The 21,834-nt window shown below is 35.2% G+C and carries 26 protein-coding genes; 8 read left to right on the forward strand and 18 right to left on the reverse strand.

All coding sequences use genetic code 11. The features are described from left to right. Window positions 1–7: 7 nt before the first annotated feature. Genes folA through HMPREF1052_RS00295 form a run of 3 tightly spaced genes read right to left on the reverse strand, consistent with a single transcriptional unit; the run spans window position 8 to window position 1,769 of the window. Window positions 8–490 carry a type 3 dihydrofolate reductase gene (folA, locus tag HMPREF1052_RS00285; RefSeq protein WP_005758378.1) on the reverse strand — a complete coding sequence of 161 codons (483 nt, stop codon included), beginning with the start codon at window positions 488–490 and terminating at the stop codon, window positions 8–10. A 24-nt stretch (window positions 491–514) separates the two neighbouring features. Continuing rightward, window positions 515–979 carry a threonine/serine exporter family protein gene (locus HMPREF1052_RS00290; RefSeq protein WP_005758529.1) on the reverse strand — a complete coding sequence of 155 codons (465 nt, stop codon included), beginning with the start codon at window positions 977–979 and terminating at the stop codon, window positions 515–517. 1 nt (window position 980) lies between these two features. After that, entirely contained in the window at window positions 981–1,769 is a 789-nt protein-coding gene (locus tag HMPREF1052_RS00295; protein WP_005758592.1) for a threonine/serine exporter family protein, read from the reverse strand. A gap of 167 nt (window positions 1,770–1,936) precedes the next feature. On the opposite strand from HMPREF1052_RS00295, the gene proB reads away from it, so the two are divergent. Further along, on the forward strand, window positions 1,937–3,058 hold the full coding sequence (proB, locus tag HMPREF1052_RS00300) for a glutamate 5-kinase (protein WP_005758421.1): 1,122 nt from the start codon (window positions 1,937–1,939) through the stop codon (window positions 3,056–3,058). A gap of 55 nt (window positions 3,059–3,113) precedes the next feature. On the opposite strand, the gene HMPREF1052_RS00305 is transcribed toward proB, so the two are convergent. The 6 genes from HMPREF1052_RS00305 to coaBC all read right to left on the reverse strand — a co-directional run bounded on the left by HMPREF1052_RS00305 (window position 3,114) and on the right by coaBC (window position 7,293). Then, window positions 3,114–3,869 (reverse strand): class I SAM-dependent methyltransferase, encoded by a 756-nt coding sequence (locus HMPREF1052_RS00305; RefSeq protein WP_005758511.1) that lies wholly within the window; start codon window positions 3,867–3,869, stop codon window positions 3,114–3,116. A gap of 160 nt (window positions 3,870–4,029) precedes the next feature. Beyond that, the gene (crp, locus tag HMPREF1052_RS00310; protein WP_040596126.1) at window positions 4,030–4,641 is read right to left on the reverse strand and encodes a cAMP-activated global transcriptional regulator CRP; all 612 of its coding nucleotides are present in this window, start codon (window positions 4,639–4,641) and stop codon (window positions 4,030–4,032) included. A 121-nt stretch (window positions 4,642–4,762) separates the two neighbouring features. Continuing rightward, a complete protein-coding gene (locus HMPREF1052_RS00315; protein WP_005758523.1) occupies window positions 4,763–4,972 on the reverse strand; it encodes a YheU family protein in 210 nt (69 codons plus the stop codon). Window positions 4,973–4,981: 9 nt separating this feature from the next. Next, window positions 4,982–5,629 (reverse strand): nucleoid occlusion factor SlmA, encoded by a 648-nt coding sequence (gene slmA / locus HMPREF1052_RS00320; protein WP_005758387.1) that lies wholly within the window; start codon window positions 5,627–5,629, stop codon window positions 4,982–4,984. Between the two features lie 3 nt (window positions 5,630–5,632). Beyond that, on the reverse strand, window positions 5,633–6,088 hold the full coding sequence (gene dut, locus HMPREF1052_RS00325; RefSeq protein ID WP_005758613.1) for a dUTP diphosphatase: 456 nt from the start codon (window positions 6,086–6,088) through the stop codon (window positions 5,633–5,635). Continuing rightward, entirely contained in the window at window positions 6,088–7,293 is a 1,206-nt protein-coding gene (coaBC, locus tag HMPREF1052_RS00330; RefSeq protein ID WP_005758609.1) for a bifunctional phosphopantothenoylcysteine decarboxylase/phosphopantothenate--cysteine ligase CoaBC, read from the reverse strand. The genes dut and coaBC overlap by 1 nt, the downstream gene beginning before the upstream one ends. Window positions 7,294–7,498: 205 nt before the next feature. On the opposite strand from coaBC, the gene radC reads away from it, so the two are divergent. From radC to mutM, 4 genes are all read left to right on the forward strand, one after another. Beyond that, complete coding sequence (gene radC, locus HMPREF1052_RS00335) at window positions 7,499–8,170, forward strand: RadC family protein (RefSeq protein ID WP_005758376.1); 672 nt, start codon at window positions 7,499–7,501, stop codon at window positions 8,168–8,170. A gap of 246 nt (window positions 8,171–8,416) precedes the next feature. Then, window positions 8,417–8,653, forward strand: coding sequence for a 50S ribosomal protein L28 (rpmB, locus tag HMPREF1052_RS00340; RefSeq protein ID WP_005758595.1), 237 nt, complete (start codon window positions 8,417–8,419; stop codon window positions 8,651–8,653). 11 nt (window positions 8,654–8,664) lie between these two features. Further along, complete coding sequence (gene rpmG / locus HMPREF1052_RS00345) at window positions 8,665–8,835, forward strand: 50S ribosomal protein L33 (protein WP_005758425.1); 171 nt, start codon at window positions 8,665–8,667, stop codon at window positions 8,833–8,835. Window positions 8,836–8,944: 109 nt separating this feature from the next. Continuing rightward, window positions 8,945–9,760, forward strand: a complete 816-nt coding sequence (gene mutM / locus HMPREF1052_RS00350) for a bifunctional DNA-formamidopyrimidine glycosylase/DNA-(apurinic or apyrimidinic site) lyase (protein ID WP_005758355.1) — start codon at window positions 8,945–8,947, stop codon at window positions 9,758–9,760. Window positions 9,761–9,825: 65 nt separating this feature from the next. Here the strand turns inward: mutM and HMPREF1052_RS00355 are convergent, their stop codons facing one another. Next, window positions 9,826–10,869: a glycosyltransferase family 9 protein gene (locus HMPREF1052_RS00355; protein WP_005758560.1), complete on the reverse strand. Its 1,044-nt coding sequence runs from the start codon at window positions 10,867–10,869 to the stop codon at window positions 9,826–9,828. 86 nt (window positions 10,870–10,955) lie between these two features. Here HMPREF1052_RS00355 and HMPREF1052_RS00360 point away from each other — a divergent pair, with 86 nt between their 5' ends. Continuing rightward, window positions 10,956–11,678 carry a 3-deoxy-D-manno-octulosonic acid kinase gene (locus tag HMPREF1052_RS00360; protein WP_005758427.1) on the forward strand — a complete coding sequence of 241 codons (723 nt, stop codon included), beginning with the start codon at window positions 10,956–10,958 and terminating at the stop codon, window positions 11,676–11,678. Between the two features lie 53 nt (window positions 11,679–11,731). Here HMPREF1052_RS00360 and coaD read toward each other — a convergent pair whose 3' ends face one another. From coaD to HMPREF1052_RS00380, 4 genes are all read right to left on the reverse strand, one after another. After that, window positions 11,732–12,208, reverse strand: coding sequence for a pantetheine-phosphate adenylyltransferase (gene coaD / locus HMPREF1052_RS00365; protein WP_005758608.1), 477 nt, complete (start codon window positions 12,206–12,208; stop codon window positions 11,732–11,734). Window positions 12,209–12,210: 2 nt separating this feature from the next. Then, entirely contained in the window at window positions 12,211–13,485 is a 1,275-nt protein-coding gene (gene waaA / locus HMPREF1052_RS00370) for a lipid IV(A) 3-deoxy-D-manno-octulosonic acid transferase (protein WP_005758513.1), read from the reverse strand. A gap of 140 nt (window positions 13,486–13,625) precedes the next feature. Further along, window positions 13,626–15,188 carry an alpha/beta hydrolase-fold protein gene (locus HMPREF1052_RS00375; protein WP_081484373.1) on the reverse strand — a complete coding sequence of 521 codons (1,563 nt, stop codon included), beginning with the start codon at window positions 15,186–15,188 and terminating at the stop codon, window positions 13,626–13,628. A 97-nt stretch (window positions 15,189–15,285) separates the two neighbouring features. Beyond that, entirely contained in the window at window positions 15,286–17,361 is a 2,076-nt protein-coding gene (locus HMPREF1052_RS00380; protein ID WP_005758414.1) for a TonB-dependent siderophore receptor, read from the reverse strand. A gap of 104 nt (window positions 17,362–17,465) precedes the next feature. Here HMPREF1052_RS00380 and HMPREF1052_RS00385 point away from each other — a divergent pair, with 104 nt between their 5' ends. Then, on the forward strand, window positions 17,466–18,341 hold the full coding sequence (locus HMPREF1052_RS00385; protein WP_040596120.1) for a helix-turn-helix transcriptional regulator: 876 nt from the start codon (window positions 17,466–17,468) through the stop codon (window positions 18,339–18,341). An 80-nt stretch (window positions 18,342–18,421) separates the two neighbouring features. Here HMPREF1052_RS00385 and tpiA read toward each other — a convergent pair whose 3' ends face one another. Then, a complete protein-coding gene (gene tpiA / locus HMPREF1052_RS00390) occupies window positions 18,422–19,189 on the reverse strand; it encodes a triose-phosphate isomerase (RefSeq protein WP_005758576.1) in 768 nt (255 codons plus the stop codon). 178 nt (window positions 19,190–19,367) lie between these two features. Here tpiA and HMPREF1052_RS00395 point away from each other — a divergent pair, with 178 nt between their 5' ends. Then, on the forward strand, window positions 19,368–19,805 hold the full coding sequence (locus tag HMPREF1052_RS00395; RefSeq protein ID WP_005758542.1) for a hypothetical protein: 438 nt from the start codon (window positions 19,368–19,370) through the stop codon (window positions 19,803–19,805). Window positions 19,806–19,838: 33 nt separating this feature from the next. Here HMPREF1052_RS00395 and yggU read toward each other — a convergent pair whose 3' ends face one another. The 3 genes from yggU to corA all read right to left on the reverse strand — a co-directional run bounded on the left by yggU (window position 19,839) and on the right by corA (window position 21,796). Next, entirely contained in the window at window positions 19,839–20,126 is a 288-nt protein-coding gene (gene yggU / locus HMPREF1052_RS00400) for a DUF167 family protein YggU (protein WP_005758611.1), read from the reverse strand. 32 nt (window positions 20,127–20,158) lie between these two features. After that, the gene (locus HMPREF1052_RS00405) at window positions 20,159–20,731 is read right to left on the reverse strand and encodes a YggT family protein (RefSeq protein WP_005758496.1); all 573 of its coding nucleotides are present in this window, start codon (window positions 20,729–20,731) and stop codon (window positions 20,159–20,161) included. A 114-nt stretch (window positions 20,732–20,845) separates the two neighbouring features. Next, on the reverse strand, window positions 20,846–21,796 hold the full coding sequence (gene corA / locus HMPREF1052_RS00410) for a magnesium/cobalt transporter CorA (protein WP_005758638.1): 951 nt from the start codon (window positions 21,794–21,796) through the stop codon (window positions 20,846–20,848). Window positions 21,797–21,834 lie beyond the last annotated feature (38 nt).

Consider the following 21,834-nt stretch of genomic DNA (forward strand, 5'->3'; position numbering starts at 1 on the left):
TATCAATTTATTTGCGTACTAAAATTAAAAAGCGTAAATCATAAGCATTGTGTTCATCAGCTTGACGATATTCCTCATATTCTATCTGCCATTCATGCCAATTAATTTCTGGGAAAAAAGTATCTCCCTCAATTTCTGCTTGAATTTGGGTTAAATATAATTTATCTGCCTTGGCTAGATACTGTTTGAATAACTGCCCACCACCGATCAATAAAACTTCTTCAGAATTTTTGACAAAATCTACCGCACTTTCTAAGCTTTCTTTCCATACCACATCTTCATGTTCGAAAGGTTGTCGTGAAAGCACAATATTAATCCGTTTGGGTAAAGGACGCCCAATGCTCTCAAAGGTTTTACGTCCCATAATCACTGGTTTACCCGTAGTATTTTTGCGGAACCATGCTAAATCCGCAGGTAAATGCCAAGGCATTTGGTTATCTTTACCGATGACATTATTTTTTGTTGTAGCAACTATTAAGCTAAATATCATAATTCTCTCATTATATCCATTCAATCATACGACGGGTGTACCACGATAAAATAACAAACGAGGTAAAGCAAGTCCAAATACTAATGCCCCTAAAATAAATCCCGCTTTGATAAAATAATCAATCATTTGTGCAAATAATTCTGGGCTTGAACCAAGGGAATTAATTTTTACAATTGCGATCATTGCTTTATAAGCATAAACGCCTGGAATCATAGGAATAATTGCGGCAACAGTAAATACTTTTGGGTGTGCTAAATAACGTTGAGCAATATTTACTCCAATAAATCCTATTAAACCTGAGGCCAGAAATGTCGCTAATTCAATAGGTGCGCCAAAGTATATTAGGAGTGAACGAAAACTATGTCCTAACGCACCTAAAATTGCACAATAGTATAGTGCTTTATTAGGAACATTAAAAATTAATGCAAATCCGACGGCAGGTATAGCAGCGAAAATCATATCATCTATTAATGAAAAGAATAAATTCATTTTAATATCCCCAACTTGCAATATTTAATACCGATAATGCCATCACAATGCCCATACAAGCCCCAAATGTTAGTATAGAGGCAATTGTCCAACGGGCTAATCCCATATTAATATGTCCTTTCAAAATATCAGCAAGAGAATTAATTAAAGGAAACCCGGGAATCAATAATAATACACTAGAAGCAAGTGCAATATGAGGATCATTTCCTAAATTAAACTTTAATGCTAACCCTGAAATCATTGAGGCAACAAATGCAGTACAAGCAAATACGATCAAAGGATTAAAATGATAAGCCGACAGACTCTGACGAATATACATCGCCACAGAAGAAGCAACAAATGTGATTAAACAAATCATTGCATCTCCACCAGATAGATGTGCAAAACTAGCACAAGATAAACCTATCATCAATACTACAAAATATCGATTATATTTCATTGGTTTAATGCTGGCTAATTTCTGTTTAACTCGCTCTAAATCATAGATTTTATGTTCAGTGGCAATCACAATATGATGGACATCAGTAACAACCTGCATATTAATACCTTTATCCACATTCTTACGGGTAGTCGTAATACAATGACCTTTAGTTAATGTGGTTACAATAACTGCATTAGGTGTCAAAGCACATTCTACACTCTCTACCCCCAATGCCTTACCTAAACGAGTTGCTAACAATACGACTAACTCACTTTCCGCACCATGTTGTAGCAATAATAATGCAGTTTGCACACATAATCGGGTAATTTCCCGCTGTTTTTCGGAATCCATTTCAGCTTGCTTATCCATATTAACTCCTTTTTCTAACTATAAAGGATTATATACGTTTGGCATGAAAAATTTTTGTTCTAAATCACAAAAGTATAATCAAAACTAGATGATTTATTGATTAGATAATGTTAATTTATCAAATAGTTAAAACCAGTACTAGATTATTCATGGTCAGGAGTATGAATATGGAACGAGCAAATCAAGCACAAAAAACCATCGTGGTCAAATTTGGAACCAGTACATTAACACAGGGAACGCCCAAATTAAATCGACCGCATATGATGGAAATTGTGCGTCAATTTGCTCGTCTTCACCAAGAAGGTTATCGTATTGTTATTGTTACCTCAGGTGCAATTGCGGCTGGTCGTGATTATCTCAACCATCCACAATTACCACCCACAATCGCTTCAAAACAATTACTGGCAGCGGTAGGTCAAAGCCAATTAATTCAAACTTGGGAACAATTATTTGCCATTTATGATATTCATATGGGGCAACTGTTATTAACTCGTGCTGATATTGAAGACCGTGAACGTTTTCTAAATGCGCGTGATACGCTACATGCGCTACTGGATAACGGTATTATTCCTGTGGTTAATGAAAATGATGCAGTAGCGACCGCAGAAATCAAAGTCGGCGATAATGATAATTTATCTGCATTAGTGGCTATTCTAGTTCAAGCTGAACAACTTTATTTATTAACGGATCAACAAGGGTTATTTGATTCAGATCCCCGTCAAAATCCAAATGCAAAACTTATTCCTGTCGTAGATGAAATTAATGAGCATATACGTTCTATTGCTGGTGGCAGTGGAACCAATCTCGGCACGGGAGGAATGTTTACAAAAATTACCGCTGCTGATGTTGCAACCCGTTCTGGCATTGAAACTATTATTGCACCAGGCAATCGTCCTAATGTGATTGCTGATCTTGCCCACGGTGAAGCCATTGGTACAAAATTTACGGTACAAGCCGACCGTTTAGAAAGCCGCAAACAATGGCTATTTGCCGCTCCATCTGCTGGCTCAATTACGATTGATAATGGCGCTGAAAGTGCATTATTAATGCAACATAAATCTTTATTACCCGCAGGTATTTTATCTATTGAGGGGCGTTTTTCCCGTGGAGAAGTGGTAAAAATTCGCACTCAAAATGGTAAAGATATTGCACTTGGGATGCCTCGCTATAACAGTGATGCACTACACCTTATTAAAGGTCAGAAATCACAAGATATTGAACAGATTCTTGGCTACGAATATGGTTCAGTTGCTATACATCGTGACGATATGATTATTTTAAAAAAATAATGATGCATTTTAAGGATAAAAAAGTTGGCACGAGACCAACTTTTTATTTTATAGATTATTTTTGACTACATACTGCAATAAAATTAAGCTTACGTCCTTTATCATTAAAGGTTTTAAACATACGTTTAAATTGTTCTCGATTTTCAGGTTTCATGGCATTTTTAATAATTTTTGCAGCACCTAATAAACCCTCATCATAAATCATGCCTTTAGGTGATAATAAAGTCATATCCCCAGTGAAAGTATCCACGTTACGGAAACCTGAGTCAGTAAAGACTTGTTTCCATCCTGCTTTAGTCAATGGAGTGACTGTTACATTAATAGCATTACGCATATTTTCTAAAATAGCTTCATGATCTGTCCCCACTAACATTACATCATGGGTTAACAAGAAACCACCTGGCTTAAGTACTCGGAAATATTCAGCTACCGCTTTTTTCTTTGCCTCTACAGGTAGCATCGTGAGCATAGCTTCATTAATCACAATATCAAAACTATTATCTTCAAAAGGTAATTTCATGGCATTGGCACGTTGTACATGAATTTTATCCTCAACACCATTAGCTTTAATATTAGCTTTTGCTTTTTCTAGTGCGGCTTCATCTAAGTCAACGCCTTCAATATGACAGCCAAACTGCTTAGCAAGCCCTATTGATGTGGTTCCCATATTACAAGCAACCTCAAGTACTTTTTTATCTGCACTAAAATCTGCATTAGCAATAAGCCAATCAGTCGCTTTTTTACCACCAGGACGTAAACGTGTTTTACCCAAACGAGCTAAAAAATTATGGCCAACTTCATCTTTACTCATAGAAACTTCTCCTAAAACCCTAGCAATATCCGACTAAATATATCAGGTTTTATAAAAAAATGAAATTAATTATTATTAGCTTAGTAACAGACAATAAAAAAGTGCGGTAAGTTTTACAAAATTTTCATAAAACCAACCGCACTTTTAATGACCAAATTAATTATCTTGCACCAAATACCACAATGGTTTTGCCATGAGCCGCAATCAGATGTTGGTCTTCCAACATTTTAAGAATACGCCCTACTGTTTCACGAGAACAACCTACCATTTGACCTATTTCTTGACGGGTAATTTTAATTTGCATGCCATCAGGATGTGTCATAGCATCAGGCATTCTCGCAAGATTTAATAAAGTTTGTGCAATGCGACCTGTTACATCAAGAAATGCTAAATTACTTACTTGTTTTGAAGTATTTTGTAAACGATGAGACAGTTGTGCTGAAAGATACATTAAAATTTCAGGATTAACTTGAATTAACTGACGAAATTTTTTATAAGAAACTTCTGCAATTTCACAAGCTGTTTTTGCTTTAACCCAAGCTGAACGCACTTGTCCTTCTTCGAACAATCCAACTTCACCGAAAAACTCTCCTTGAGCAAGATAAGAAAGAATCATTTCTTTTCCTTCTTCATCTTTTACCATCACCGCAGCAGAGCCTTTCACAATATAATACAAAGTATCTGCTGATTCACCTGCATGAATTAATGTTGTTTTTGCAGGATATTTATGGATATGACTATGAGAAAGAAACCAATCTAATGTTGGATCCATTGCTGAGCCAGTTGGCACTTGACTTGGTGATACACCTAATGGATGTGCATGCACTTGTTCTAGCATAAAAACCTCATTTAACCGTTTGGAGAGCGGATGCTCTATTATAAAAAGTCCATTTTTAGGCGTTATTAGCCTTGATATCAATGGTTTGATGTAATTCTGACCAAAATATCGCAACGTTGCCACTACGAATCTGACTCAGTAAATTCTCTGTTTTCTCAGCCAAAGAAAGTTCTTCCATGCCATAATCAGTTCCTTCACGTAAAATAAAACTTTCAACAATATTGATTAAAGTTTCTTTTTCTAATTCTTGCCATGGAATAATCATTTTCTATCTCTATGCAAATAAAGGCTCAATTAAACGCCATTGCTGTTCAAATCCCTGATTAGGAATATAGCGAAAATTAGTTCTAACTAGTCGCATAAACTGACCTTCACAAAAAGTTGCTAAATAAGTGGCTATTGTACGCTCATCAACCACAAAACTTTTTCCCTCTCGCAATTTACGCATTTGTAAAATATTCACAAATTGTAGCTCTAAACGATCAAAAAACAAGGCTACTCGAGCTTGTAATTTTGCCTCTTCAAACATTAACGCATGTCCTGTCAAAATGCGAGTTAATCCTGGGTTTTTACGTGCAAAGTCTAAGATCATTTGTAGAATATCACGAATGCGACTTTCTGTATTGGTTTCCATCTTAATTGAATAACTGATGCGACTAAATAAGCTACTTTCAATATTTTCAATTAAAGCTTCAAACATCTTTGTTTTACTTGGGAAATAACGATAAAGAGCAGCTTCTGAAACCCCAACTTCTTGAGCAAGACGTGCTGTTGTCATCCGCTCCATACCACGTTCTGAATGAAGCATATGAGTGAGGACGGTCAAAACTTGTTGACGGCGCTCTTTCACACTACGCTTTTCAACTTTTGGCACTTTTGGTGGCATTAGCTCAATATTTTCTAGAATTAATTGTTCTGCCATAACTTATTTCTTGCCTGAATGACCAAAACCACCTTCACCACGTTCTGTTTCGACAAAATCAGAAACAATATTAAATTCCGCTTGTACTACAGGCACAAATACTAATTGAGCAATACGATCACCAACTTCAATTTTGAAAGGTTCTGAACCACGATTCCACATAGATACCATTAATGGGCCTTGATAATCTGAATCAATTAAACCCACTAAATTACCTAATACAATACCATGTTTATGACCTAAACCTGAACGAGGCAAAATTACCGCAGCTAAATTAGGATCAGCAATATAAATAGATAAACCTGTTGGAATTAATTTTGTTTCTCCAGGTTGTAATTCAAAACTCTCATCAATTAACGCTCGTAAATCTAAACCAGCTGAACCATAGGTTGCATAAGCAGGTAAAGGAAAATCTGTTCCGATACGTTGATCTAAAATTTTCACATCAATTTTTTTCATTATTGTTTCTCGTTATATTTTTCTACTATTTTATTGACTAATTGTTTAGCTAATTCAGTTTTAGAATTCTGCGGTAAACTGGCTGAACCCGTTTGCCAAAATAACTGCAATGCATTTTGATCTGCACCAAAAACTTGCCCACCAGCCACATTATTCGCACAAATTATATCTAAATTTTTTCGATTTAACTTATCTTTTGCATAAGCTTCAACATTTTGAGTTTCTGCTGCAAAACCGACGGTGAATGGACGATTCTCCCTTAAATGACCAACATCGGCAATAATATCAGGATTTTTTACCAATTTAATTTGCATTTCATCGCTGGCTTTCTTAATTTTCTGATCTGCAATTTCAGCCACTCGATAATCGGCTACCGCAGCACAACCAATAAAAATGTGATTTTGTACCGCAGTTTTTAAAGTTACTTGCCACATTTCTTGAGCTGAAACCACATCTATCCGTTTGACGTTATTAGGAGTTGCTAAATTAACTGGACCAGAAATAAGTGTAACCTCTGCACCTCTCATAGCAAAAGCCTCAGCGATTGCAAATCCCATTTTTCCTGAACTATGATTGCTAATATAACGTACAGGATCAATGGCTTCTCTTGTTGGCCCTGCTGTAATGGCTACTTTTAAATGCGCTAAATCTTGCAGAACAGATAAATCCTGGCAAAGAGCATCATAAATTTCTGCGGGTTCAGACATACGGCCTGCCCCAACGTCACCACAAGCTTGAAAACCACTATTAGGGCCGATTAAATGAACGCTTCGTCTAACTAATGCTTGTAGATTTTCTTGCGTAGCAGTTTGACGATACATTTGTTGATTCATGGCTGGTGCTAAATAAATAGGAGAAGCTGTCGCTAAGCAAATAGTTGAAAGCAAATCATTTGCCATACCTACACGAAGACGAGCAATAAAATCTGCACTGGCAGGAGCGATTACAATGGCATCAGCCCACTTTGCTAATTCTATATGCCCCATAGCAAGTTCTGCTTGAGGATCAAGTAAGGACTGTGAAACTGGATTTCCTGAAATAGCTTGTAAGGTTAATGCAGTCACAAATTCAGCAGCTGCTGCGGTTAAAACAACCCGTACATCTGCCTCACTTTTACGTAATAAACGAATAAATTCAATGGTTTTATAAGCAGCGATGCCGCCTGTAATACCCACTACAATTCGTTTACCTTTCAAATTTTGCATTATTCCCCCAAGATCTCGCCTCTTATTTTCAAGAGGTAAAATTACATGAACATGAATTCATACATTCTACTTCAAATTTCCTTAAGAAAAAATTTTATTTTTACGATCTATTTCAAAAATTTATGTTATTACGCTAGCTTTTAATTAAAAGCATAAGCAAAGTTATTGTTCACAATCTAAAAGTACAACCAAAAGAGCATTTTTTATGACATTACAATCCACTTGCAATTTAATGCCAAGAGAAAAACTCCTTACCTATGGAGCAAGCTCGTTAGATGATAAAGAGCTTCTTGCCATTTTCCTTAGAACAGGTATTAAAAATTGTCCTGTAATGCAATTATCCCACAATGTTTTACAACATTTTGGTTCTTTAAGAGGGCTAATTAGTGCTAATCAAAAACAATTCTGTGCTTTTAAAGGCATTGGCATTACTCAATTTATTCAATTACAAGCTTGTACAGAAATGACTAAGCGTTACCTCCAAGAAGAACTCAAATACCTGCATGAATTTACTTCAACAGATACTGTACGTATATATCTTCAATCTAGCTTAGAATCAAAAGAACGAGAAATATTCCTAGTATTATTCTTAGACAATCAACACCGCTTAATTAAACAGGAAGAAATGTTCTTAGGATCAATTAATAGTGCAACAATACATCCTAGAGAGATTATCAAATCTGCATTATATTGCAATGCAGCCGCACTTATTTTAGCACACAATCACCCATCAGGAAGATCCGAGCCTAGTCAATCAGATAAAAATATTACAGAAAAGATTCAACAAGCTGCAAATTTAGTAGATATTCGTCTATTAGATCACTTTGTTATTGGCAAAGGCAACTATTTTTCCTTTGCTGAACAGGGATGGATATAAGATTATTGATTGTTGATTCGCTTTTTAGAGTAAAATTTTGGTAAAATTTAAAGGAAATATAAATTTTACGATGCTTTAGACTTGAGAATGAAAGATAAAATGAGTATAATCAGCAACCTTTGATATAGTTAGCGGGTCGGTTTATTGCGACCTGACGAGGTAGCTTACAAAATTAGTTATCTTAACTAAATTTTGAAGTAGTCCGAACCGTAAGCTCGAGCTTAAATTTAATTATTGGAGATTATTATGTCTAGAGTCTGTCAAGTAACAGGCAAGCGTCCAGCAGTTGGTAACAACCGTTCACACGCATTAAACGCGACTCGTCGTCGTTTTCTTCCTAACTTACACACTCACCGTTTCTGGGTTGAGAGTGAAAACCGTTTCGTAACTTTACGCTTAACAGCGAAAGGTATGCGTATTATTGATAAAAAAGGCATTGATGCAGTATTAGCTGATATCCGTGCTAGTGGCGAAAAAATCTAAGGAGCTAAAAAATGGCAGCTAAAGGCGCTCGTGAGAAAATCCGTTTAGTTTCTTCAGCAGAAACAGGTCACTTCTACACAACTGATAAAAATAAACGTAATATGCCAGAAAAAATGGAAATTAAAAAATTCGATCCAGTTGTGCGTAAACACGTTATTTATAAAGAAGCTAAAATTAAATAATTTTATTTTCTTAACTAATCTAAACCCGAATGTTGATTCGGGTTTTTTATTGCAAAAAATAACTAAATGTCCTATCTTCTTGGCATTTATTACTGATTGAGATTTAACTATGCCTGAATTACCTGAAGTTGAAACAGCACTGAAAGGGGTTAGCCCTTACTTAAAAGGCTATACTATTGAAAAAATTATAGTTCGTCAGCCTAAATTACGCTGGATAGTCAGTTCTGAACTTTATCAACTAAAAAATGTAAAAGTGCTAGATTTAAGCCGTCGTTCTAAATATCTGATTATTCATACTGAGCAAGGCTATATTATTGGTCATTTAGGTATGTCTGGTTCAGTACGAATTGTTCCTCATGATAGCCCTATTGATAAACATGATCATTTTGATATTGTTATGGATAATGGCAAATTACTACGTTATAACGATCCTAGACGCTTTGGTGCTTGGCTATGGACAACTAACTTAGAAGAATTTCATTTATTCTTGAAACTAGGACCAGAGCCTTTATCGAAAGACTTTAATGGCTTATATCTCTTTAGAAAATCTCGTCAACGCAATATCACTGTAAAAAGTTTTTTAATGGATAATGCTGTTGTGGTGGGAGTTGGCAATATTTATGCTAATGAAACTTTATTTCTCTGTGGCATTCACCCGGAAAAAATAGCTGGTAAGCTGACTAAAGCACAATGTGAATTAATTGCGAAAACTGTCAAAGAAGTTTTAGAACAATCGATTAAACGAGGTGGAACAACCTTAAAAGACTTCTTACAGCCCGATGGTCGCCCTGGCTATTTTGCTCAAGAATTATTGGTATATGGTCATAAAAATCAGCCCTGTCCAAAGTGTGGTACAAAAATTCAAACTTTAATCATTGCACAACGTAATAGCTATTTTTGTCCCAAATGTCAGAAAAAATCTTGAAAAATGACCGCACTTTTATTTATTAAAGGTAGCAAGCCAACCCTACCTTTAATCCTTTGATTTTCTTACAAAAGACCTAATTTTTTTATTTGAGTTAACACATCTTCCACTCGAATTTCTGCCATCAGATTTCTGCCTTTTAACTTAGTTGCCCAAGGTAATTCAGATGAAGGTTTTCCAAATTCTTTTTGTACATTCTGCTCATATACCGAAACCACATTTTCTAAATTATTATAGGGACCTGTACGTAATGGATTGTGGTAAGCGTAAAGCCCTATTACTGGTGTGTTCTGTGTAGTCGCCATATGTGCAGGGCCTGAATCAGGCGAAATAACTAAGTCAGCTAAGCCAATTAATGCCGTTAATTGCTTAAGGCTTGTTTTGCCCGATAAATTAGTCGGTTTAAAATCACATTGCTTAATAATTTGATTAATCATTTCAACTTCACGTTTTGCGGCTGAACCACAAAAAATCACATGAATATTATGTTGATTAGCGATATTTGCTACGGTAGCATATCCTTCTACCGTCCAATCTTTCTCAACTTTGCTAGAACAAGGGGAAATGATTAGATTTTTTCTTAATGAATCAATATAAACACTCACCGCTTCAATATCTTGCTGAGAAATAGCCAGTTGCCAATGTGGCTTACCAATAGGAACGCCTATATATTCTACAAATGCCATAAAACCATCAAGTACATGAGGATTTTTGGGATCTTGAATTTTACGATTGGTAAATAACCATTGACCTTCTCTAGCCCGTTGGCGACCAAAACCTATTTTATATTTTGCGTTGATACCTAAGGAAAGCATAGAAGCTCTAAAAGCCGTTTGCATATTTAGTAAAGCATCAAACTTACGCCCTTTTAGTTGTTTCCATAACGCAAAAACACCTTTCCAGCCCGATTTCTTATCATAAACAACTAATTCAACATTATTGATTCCCGCTAATAATTGCGCTTCAGTTTTGCCTACAATCCAAGTAATTTGCGTTTCAGACCAATATTGTTGGATTTGTTGTACCGCAGCTAAAGCATGACATACATCACCAATAGCCGATAGGCGTAACACACATAAGGATTGAGGAGCTTGATTAAAAAGAGGCATAAAGTATTCTCATCGCTATTTGTACTTTGGCATTGGGATTATTTTAAAGTAGAATAACTTTATTCGCCACCAATCCATAAAATAATATGCTTGAAATTCAACAACAAAATCATTTTTATTTATTTAATTTTGATCAACCTAAAGTACATCAAGAGAAATTTCTTGATATACAATTTTGGCAGAATGAAAATCGTATTATTGGATCTGCAAAAGGACGAGGTACTACGTGGTTTATTCATTCTGAAGATATCTTTGGTATCAATACCGCATTACGTCATTATTTTCGTGGCGGGCTTTTGGGAAAAATAAACAAAGATCGCTACGCTTTTAGTTCACTAGAACAAACTCGTAGTTTTGCTGAATTTAAGCTACTCCATCAACTTCACCAGTCCGGGCTACCTGTTCCTCAGCCTGTCGCTGCTAAAGTGGAAAAGCTTAATTTTAATCAATATCGTGCAGACTTACTTAGTGAACGAATCGAAAATGCCAAAGACTTAACCGCAGTTTTACAAACAAAAACCATCAGCACAGAACATTGGCAACAAATTGGGCAATTAATTCGTCAATTACATAATTTACAAATCTGCCATACAGACTTAAATGCACATAATATTTTATTACAAACTAACCAACAGCATTTCAAATTTTGGTTAATTGACTTTGATAAGTGCGGTGAAAAATCAGGAAATTTTTGGAAACAAGAAAACTTACAACGCTTGCATCGTTCCTTCTGCAAAGAAGTCAAACGCATGCAAATTCAATTCACTGAACAAAATTGGCAAGATTTATTAACTGGCTACCATCAATAAAAAGGAACAACGAATGTTCCTTTAAAATTTGTCAAAATACTACCGCACTTTTATTATGCCTTGTCTGATAAGGCTTTTAGTACAGGGGTTGGTACAAATTGGCTAACGTCGCCTTTATGTAAATAAATTTCTCTCACAATAGTTGAAGAGACATAAGACCATTTCTCAGTAGAAGGCAAGAATAAACTTTCTACTCCATCTGTTAAAGCTCGATTCAAGTGTGCAAGCTGTAACTCATATTCAAAATCCATAGTCGTTCGCATACCACGAATAATTGCGGTGATATGATGTTGCTTAACCACATTTGCCAATAAATCACTAAAGCCAATAACTTCTACATTCGCTAAATGTGACACCGACTCTTCAACTAAACGTACACGTTCTTGTAAATTAAATAAAGGCTTTTTGGTTGGACTTTCTGCCACGGCTACGATCACTTTAGGAAATAGCACAGCACTACGTTCAATAATATCTAAATGCCCATTAGTAATTGGGTCAAATGTGCCTGGATAAATTACGGTTTTCGTCATCACTATTTTTCCAAATAAGGTTTTAATAAGTTTAATAAACGTTGTAATGCCCCTCGGTTTTCAATCAACACTTCATGGCCTGCATTGCCATAACGCTGTCTTGCCTCTTCAGAAAGCAAAAATTTCTCTACTGCGGAATAAAGTGCGGTTGGATTTTCATTAATTTCTAGCACGCCACACACCTCACGTAATTTTGCAAACACTTCAGGGAAATTAAAGGTATAACGACCACTAATAACTGGCAATTTAAAGGCTAATGGTTCTAATGGATTATGTCCACCATGTTTAACCAAACTCCCCCCCACAAAAGCAATATCTGAAACACCATAAAGTAACATCAGCTCACCCATAGTATCTCCAAGTAATACTTGAGTATCCTCTTGGAGCTTGAAATTTTCACTGCGAAGACAATAACGAAAACCACCCTTTATAATTAAATCTTCTACTGGTTTAAAACGTTCAGGATGACGAGGCACAAGAATTAATAATAAATTTGGGAATTTTGCTAATAAGCTATGATGTGCTTGCAAAATAATTTCTTCCTCACCTTCATGCGTGCTAGCAGCAATCCAAACAGGGCGTCCATTAATCCAATTTTTATTCAATTCTACAATTTTTTGTGAAAGTTCGTCAGTAATTACCAAATCATATTTAATATTACCTGTTAATTGCAAATCGCCTTGGTAACCTAAATTTAAATAACGTTTTCCACTAATATCATCTTGTGCAGCAATGAGACTAATTTCATTAAACATACGATGTAAAAGATTCTTCACCCAACCATAACGTTTTGCCGAACGTGCTGATAAACGTGCATTAGCAATAATGAAAGGAATATTACGCTTATGTAATTGGCGAATCAGATTTGGCCAAATTTCTGTTTCAATTACAATACAAGCTTTAGGCTGGATAAAATTAATAAAACGATTTAATGCATCTGGTAAATCATAAGGCAAATAGACATGTGTTACTGAATCACCAAAAGCAGATTTTACACGATCTGAACCTGTTGGCGTAACTGTCGTCATGGTAATAGCTAGTTCTGGATATTGTTGCTGAATGCGACGGACTAATGGAGTGGCTGCAATCACCTCGCCGACTGAAGCCGCATGAATAATAATGCCTTTGGCTTTGGGTGCACTCTGGGAAGGATAAAAACCATAACGTTCATTAATACGTTTACGATAATTAGGCGCTTTTAAACTACGTATTACAATAAACAACCAGACAAAAGGTTGTAATAAATACATTACCAAAGAATAAATAAAACGTAACATAAAATCATCATATCAAAATAAAAAATTTTATGTAGTATAAAGGTAAGCCATCAATACATAAAGCAAAAGCGATGAAATAATTTAGATACATTCAGTCTAAAATAATCTTTCCGCAAATTATCTCCCATAAATGTTACTGTCTAATGGCAAGCATCTTGTCCTAATAATGCTTTCAGTCCTTCACTAATTGATCCTTGCCACGCCAAATAGCCATGTGCTGTGGATTGTTCCAGATAAGTCACTGGATAACCTTTTGCCAGCAATACATCCTTTAAATGGCGAGAAGTCTCCAAAATAGTAGATTTTCCGCTTTCATAAAAGCCTGCACTGATAAAAAAGCAAAGAGGCAATTTTTCTTTTGTTACAAATTCGTGGGCAATGTAATGACTTTGTGCGCTTGGTGTGCCTTTGGGATGCCACCAAAATGATCCTGATAAAATTAAGGCTTTGTTAAACACATTAGAATAATTTAATACCGTATAAGCGGCGGCTAATCCACCGTAGCTTGAGCCACCAACAATACGTTCTTTGGCTTTTACCCTAATTGTTTTTTCGACAAAAGGTACCAGTTCTTCCGCTAATACTTCGGTAAATGTTGGATTCGCTGATAGCTCAATTTGTCTTGATTCATTAGATGGATTTTCAATAAAAACAGCTATAGTGGGAGGAATTATGCCTTGAGCAATCATATTATCTAGAATTGTCTTTGTTGGTACACGCGCTGTATATTCCACACCGTCAAAAAAATAGAGAATGGGATAGTGATTTTCTACTTTAAAATTTTGAGGCAAATAAACAAATAATCGACGTTTATTGCCAAGTTTTGAACTGTTGAAAACCCATTCTTGCATTGTTCCCTTTGCGCTATGCTGTTCTTCTATCAAATAATATTGTGTTGGAGCATTCGGCAATTTAAGGATGGAATAGTAATTAAATTGATCAGTGTTATGGATATTTTGCTCAATTTTCTCAAAATAGGGCGTTTTATTCAATGGATCAGCCTGAGCTGTTGAAAGTAAGGCTCGGCGTTGAGTATATTCATCAACAGGTAAAGTAGGAACATCTGGGGCAAAGCGGTATTCCACCAGCGTATCATTTGGCACAATATAACTTTTATACCATAGATCTGTGTTACCTAAATGCTCCATAAAATCGTGTTCTGTACTTACCCCTCCCCAAATGCGAACATTTTGCTTAGCACCACGCCATAAAAATGTTACACGACTTTGCTGTTCATTCAATGGCTCAATCAGGGGTGTGCCAATTTGTTTCACCTTTTGCCAAAAATCTTCCAAAAGTGCGGTCTGTTTTTCAGGAATTTTTGCTATTTGTTGGCTTAGCTCTGAAAGCAGTGCATTTTCGATAGTTTTGGGTTTAGCGATTTGTTGGGAAACAGGGATATGCTTTTCAATGACTAATTTAAAATCCTGGTCGGCAACGTTCTGTTCATTGCTTAATACTGAAAAAGTAGCCGTACCGCTTTGTTCCGACTTAAACATAAAATCCTGCTCGCCAAATACATTTTGCGCCAATAATCGGGTACTTTGATCGGGAAAGATAATAAACAATGAAAGTGGTTGCTCAGCAAGTTGAGTCAATTTTCCTTGCACAAAATCATTTTGTTTCAGTTCAATAGTAAGATTATTAGCATAGAGCATCGAAGAAGCAAAAAAGGTCAAAATACATGCAATTATTTTATTCATATTATTACTCGCCAAGCACACTCATAACATCAGTAATGCTATGTTCAAACAAGTGTTTATGTAAAAGTTAAAGCCCTTATTTGAGGGCTACTTACGTTTAAAAATAATAATTTAAGGTTGCACTTAAATTACGTTCTGTACCATAAAAACAAGAGTAATTATTGACACAGCTAGCGATATATTTTTTATTAGTGAGATTTTGTACGTTTAATTGTAAATTCAAATTAGGCATAAAATCATAGCCTACTAGCATATCGTAAAGTGTGTAGGCTGGTACTGTAAAGCTATTGGTATTATCACCAAATGTCGTTCCCATATAACGCACACCAGCACCGATCGTTAGCTTATTAAATAATTTATATTTCGCCCAAATTGAAGCTTGGTGACGAGGCACTCCCCATTGAGTTTTACCAATCGTACTACCATCTGTGTCCGCAGTAATTTCTTTTTTCAGATAGGCATAAGAGGCGGTGACTGAGAATTTATCAGAAAGCTGTTGGTTTAAGCTAACTTCAATTCCCTTGGTTTCCACTTTACCGATTTGCTCGTAAGAATGAGTTTGCCATTGATAATTGGCTAAACCTTTTTGCTTGATTTTAAAACCTGCCAACGTTAAAAGTGTTTCTTGAGTTGGTTGATATTTCACACCCATTTCCCATTGTGTAGCTGTAGTAGGTTTTAAGAATTTTCCTTGTGCATCTTTTTCCAATGAAGGTACAAAAGAGGTGCTATAGCTGATATAAGGAGCAACACCATTATTAAAGTTATAAATCACCCCAGTACGCCAAGTAAATTTGTCTTCTTTATTACTTTCGGTTTTATAAGTTAAACGATCAGTTGTACTATTTTTTGCTTGGTCATATCGACCACTCAACATCAGATCAAAATTGCTAATTTCCATTTGATCTTGTAAATAAATACCAAACTGTTTTAAATGTTTGAGATCGGTGGATTGCAAGGCTGGTTCAGTCACACTCACACCATAAATAGAATTTTGCCAATCAAGATTTGGGGCTACGCCTAAATAGATTTCTGCATCTTCACGCACACGTTTATAATCAATCCCTGAGAGTAAAGTGTGAGCAATATTGGCAGTATTGAATTTCCATTCCAGCTGATTATCTAAACTAATTTCTTGGGTTTTGATATCCCAACGACGAGCCTTGCGAACTAAATCTGAGCCAATATCAGCCCAATAAACTAAATTTTTAAAGTTTTCTTCTCCATTATGGTAGCTTGTATTTTGTCGGAATATTAGAGTTGGATTAAATGTATGGGAAAAATTATAACCAATCTGCATTTGTTCCGACTTGAGCTGATGATAATTAGGGTCGCTTAAAAAAATATCGTAAGGCAACTTTTGACCATTTACTGCATTGATAGTGCCTTCTTTCGGTAAGAAGTTACGATCGCCTGCTTTTGGTTTTTTCGCATAGTAAGCGTAAAGATTAAGTTCAGTATTTTCTGTTGGCTTCCATAAAATACTTGGAGCCAAAGCACCACCTTTTTCTTTCACAAATTGAGTATTCCAATCGGCATGCTCTAACTCTCCAATTAATCGAGCAGACAAAGTATCAGAAAGATTTTCTTCTACATCAAGTCCAACTTGATAACGATGATGATTACCCACAATAAATTGCAAGTGGTGATGAGGATCTCCACTGGCTTTTTTGGTAATAATATCCATGACACCACCAGGATTGACCTGCCCATATAAAATAGAATTTGGTCCTTTAATGACATTAATGCTTTCTAAAAAGAAGGGATCAATTTCAAATGCTGTTTGGTAGCGAGAACCATTTAAATAGGTTGGAACAGTACCACCATCACTCTTATTCCCTATACCACGAATAGAAATTTCAATTAATGAGTTATTGCCACGATAACCGCCTACCATACCTGAAGTATAAGCTACCGCATCGGTAACTGAACGAACAGCTTGATCTTTCATTAAATCAGCAGAAATTACATTTACACTAAATGGCGTACGAGCCAATGACGTAACAGTTTTAGTACCAACTGTAGTATAAACGGGGATATAACCTGTAGTTGCTGCTAATTTTGTTTTTACATCAATCGTATCAAGTGTTGTCTGAGAACTATATTTAGCAGAAACATAAGTTACTACCATAGCTAAAGTAATTAAAGAGAGCGAATATCGCATGATTTTCATAACCTTCCTTTAAAATAATAATGATTATTAATAATGATAACTTGTTTTTACACAAAAAACCTTTGTAAAATAAAATTTTTACTGTGTGAAAAAAAGTTTTTAATATGAAAAAAATAATGTTGATTAATGAACCAAATAAAATGAATGGTTTTGCTCATCTATACCGATTACGCTCCGATTTGATGATGAAATATACAGAAGTTTTAATCAATGAAACCGTTGAGCAAGAAAAAGCGGAATTTGAATTAGGACTGCGTTTAGTCATTCTATTGAATGGACATTCAGAAATTCAGTTTGATTCAGAAGTATTTGAATTAGATGCAGCATTAAAACCACAAGCTGCATTTTGGCCACTAAATAAAGCTGAGCTAGGAAAGAAGATTTTTAGAAAAGGACAGCTACAAAAAGAACTTGTGATATTTCTTTATTCTAAATGGATAATGGAAAGTCAACTAAATTTATCCAGCTATCATCAATTTAAACAACATTTAAAACCTTATCATATTGTATTAACCCAAAGCATGCTCAACTTGATTAATGATATTATAGCTGACAACCAATCTACACAATTTGCAATGCTAGAGAAAGAAAGTAAATTACTGGCATTATTGACCGAGGCATTTTCACAATTGACACAAACTCCTCAGCAAAAAAAGGATCGTGTGCATCAACTTACAGAAATGCTTGATAGCGGTAAATTTGACGGTTGGAACTTAAAGCAGATGGCAAAATTTTTCCATACCAACGTAACCACATTACAAAATGAATTTCAGCAGTATCACAGAACTTCTATTTTTGCTTATTTTAGACGATCCAAACTAGAACAATCTTATAAAATATTATTACAAGGAGCGAGTGTAACAAAAGCTGCTGAATGTGCAGGTTACTCAAATGCAGAAAATTTCTCAACTGCTTTTAAGAGAAATTTCGGCATAATACCGAGCCAAGTGAAAAGAGATAAGAGTAAAGGAATTATCTAATATAATAAAAAATACCTGTATCTGATGAACATCTACAGGTATTTATACTAAATTATAAAATTTCTAAGCCACTAACAATACTATGCTTTTGCTTTAGCAGCCGCTTTCACAATCACAGCAAATGCTGGGGCTTTTAATGAAGCGCCACCAACTAATGCACCATCAATATCTGGTTGTGTAAATAATTCTGCTGCATTAGCATCATTCACTGAACCACCATATTGAATAATAACTTGTTCAGCCACTGCTTGAGATTTAGCCGCAATATGTCCACGGATAAATGCATGAACTGCCTGAGCTTGTGCTGGAGTTGCAGATTTACCCGTACCGATTGCCCAAATTGGTTCATAAGCAATGATCGCATTATTGAATGCTTCAACACCTAATGCATTAATTACTGCATCAATTTGGCGTGCACAAACTTCTTCTGTTTTACCAGCTTCGTTTTCAGCTTCTGATTCACCGATACATAATACTGGTGTCAAACCTGCCTCTTTTAATGCTGCAAATTTTTTAGCTACAAATTCATCACTTTCTTTGTGGTATGTACGACGTTCAGAGTGACCAATGATGATATATTTAGCACCAAAATCTTTTAACATTTCTGTTGAAATATCGCCAGTAAATGCACCTTTTACATTGACGTCCACATTTTGTGAACCTAATACAATTTTGCTACCTGCTAATGCGGCTTCAGCTTCTGCTAAATACATTACAGGAGGAGCAATTGCAACATCACAACCTTCAACAGTAGATAATTCAGCTTTTAAACCTTCGATTAATTCTTTAGTGAACGCTTTGCTACCATTTAACTTCCAGTTACCCATAACTAAAGGACGACGAGCCATAGTATTTTCTCCATTTAAGTAATTAATAAAACTGTTAGTTACTATACCAAATTTTAATTAGTATTTTTGCTTTTTTTTGCAAAAACTTGATCTAATAGATGATTATTTCGATTTAAAAAGCTACAATCTACTGTATATAAGTTATAAGTATCAGTTTATTTTTCTAAGAGCCAACAATATGATTAAAATATTTAAAGCTGAACAATGGAACCTCGAAATGTTGCTTCCATTATTTGAGGAATATCGTTTATCTTATGGCATGCAAGAAAACCCAGAGCGTACTTTAACTTTTCTCAACAATCGAATTCGTTTTAGTGAAAGTATGATTTTCATTGCTACCGATATCCAACAAGAGGCAATTGGTTTTATCCAACTTTATCCTCGTCTCTCCTCTTTACAATTACAACGCTATTGGCAACTGACTGATATTTTTGTAAAAGATAGCAGTAATAAAAAAGAAGTTTATGCAAAATTAATTGAGAAAGCGAAAGAATTTGTATGCTTTACTCAATCTAATAGATTAGTGGTTGAGCAAGATCATCAATACCATGAGCTTTGGGAAAGTGAAGGTTTTAAACTCAATACAAAAAAATCCATATTTGAACTGAATTTATAAAAAAGTCCTGAGATCATTCTCAGGACTTTCTTTTTATAATAATTTTTGAATTTCTAAGGGAATTAATTTAGGTTCTGGAATAAAAACTTGTTTATGTCGATTTAATTCACCTTTTTCCAATACAATACTGCTTTTCGGCACTTTAAACAATTTACTTAAATACTTTAATAAATGTGCATTTGCTGCACCGTCTACAGGTGGAGCCGTAATACTGACTTTAAGCTCTTCGTCATGTATACCAATAATTTGATCTTTACTCGCTTTCGGCTGTAAAAAGATCTTTAAGCGTAAACCTTGTTCGGTTTTTTGCAGTGCAGCCATATCTTAAAATTCTAAAAAAATATGCCGCACTTTTAGCTAGCTAATTGCCATATTATGCCAAAAATATCGTATAAAAATTTATCTACAAAGAATAAACCAAAAGCTAAAATCATCGCTGAGAAATCAATCATTCCAGTGCGAGGTAATACTTTGCGAATTGGGCTCAATACAGGCTCGCCTAATTGGTAAAGTAAGTAATTTAATTGATTATTACCTCGATTAAACCAACTTAAGATAGCCCCCAAAAAGATGACATAAAAAATCATTTTGCCAAAGCTACTAAACACAGAGAGTATACCGATCAATAAATATTGAAGAAACTCTTGTTGCAGAATCTCTATTGCCCATTGCCCATTAGCTAAATAAAGTAATGGCACCTTAATAAAACCTAAAATAAACACAAAAAAGATCGCTGCTAAATCAATATTCTTCACTGAAGGAAGAAGTTTTCTTAATGGATTTAACACAGGATTAGTAATTTTCACAATGGTTTGCGACAGTGGATTATAAAAATCTACTTTGCAATATTGAAACCACATACGCAGCATCAAAATCAGCATATAAAGACTAATCACAGTATTCACTAAAAATGAAATTGAACTCATAATTTTTCCTTTATCCGAAGTTGAGTTAATAAAATGGGGTCAACTTCCTGATAATTCAATAAAAATAAAAAAATGCGGCAAATTTACCGCACTTTTATTGTGAAATAATAAAGATTATAGCCAACCTTTACGTTTAAAGTAAATATACGGCGTTAATCCTGCCATAATCATTAAACCGATGGCCATTGGGTAACCATATTTAAAATGCAACTCTGGCATAAAGTCAAAGTTCATACCATAAGTGGATGCCACTAAGGTTGCAGGTAAAAACATAACCGATACCACTGAGAAAAATTTCATAATCTTATTCTGTTCAATATTGATATAACCCATTGCCGCCTGCATTAAGAAATTTACTTTTTGGAACAAGGATTCGTTATGCGGTTGTAAAGATTCAATATCTCGCAAAATTTCACGAGCTTGCTCTAATTGATTTGCCGGTAATCTCGTTTTACGAACTAAAAAGCTTAAGGCTCGTTGTGTATCCATCAAACATAAACGCACTTTTGAGCTCATATCTTCTTGTTCGGTTAAGGTTGCTAAAGCATCATCAAACGCCTCACCTTGCTTGCCATCTAAGATAACATGGCTCAATTTTTCTAAATCAGAATAAACATTCTCAATAACATCGGCTAACTGTTCGATCTTAGTTTCAAATAAATCTAGTAATACCTCATAAGCATTACATTCTTCTAAACGTTGATAACGAGAACGCATACGATACAAACGAAACGCTGGCAAATCACGATCACGTAAGGTAAATAAACGCCCATCACGTAAAGTAAATGCAACACTCGCTAAATCTGCATAATCATCTTCATCTTCACAATAAAAGAATGAGTGCAAATGTAAACCGTCTTCATCTTCGAAAAAACGAGCTGATGCCTCAATATCTTCTAATTCCAAGAAAGAAGCCAGGCTTTGTTCCAGCCCATCTTGTAAAATTTCACGTTCTTCAAGGGTTGGTTCAACCAAATCAATCCAAATTGCCGTATTTAATGAAGCAATATCTTCCTCATCAAGACGGCTTAAACGTGAATTTTCAAGTGCAAAAGCATTAATCATTTTTTGTCATACTCCCTAGGTTGTGCCTATGGTTATGA

It is taken from the genome of Pasteurella bettyae CCUG 2042, assembly GCF_000262245.1.
Lineage (GTDB): Bacteria > Pseudomonadota > Gammaproteobacteria > Enterobacterales > Pasteurellaceae > Basfia > Basfia bettyae.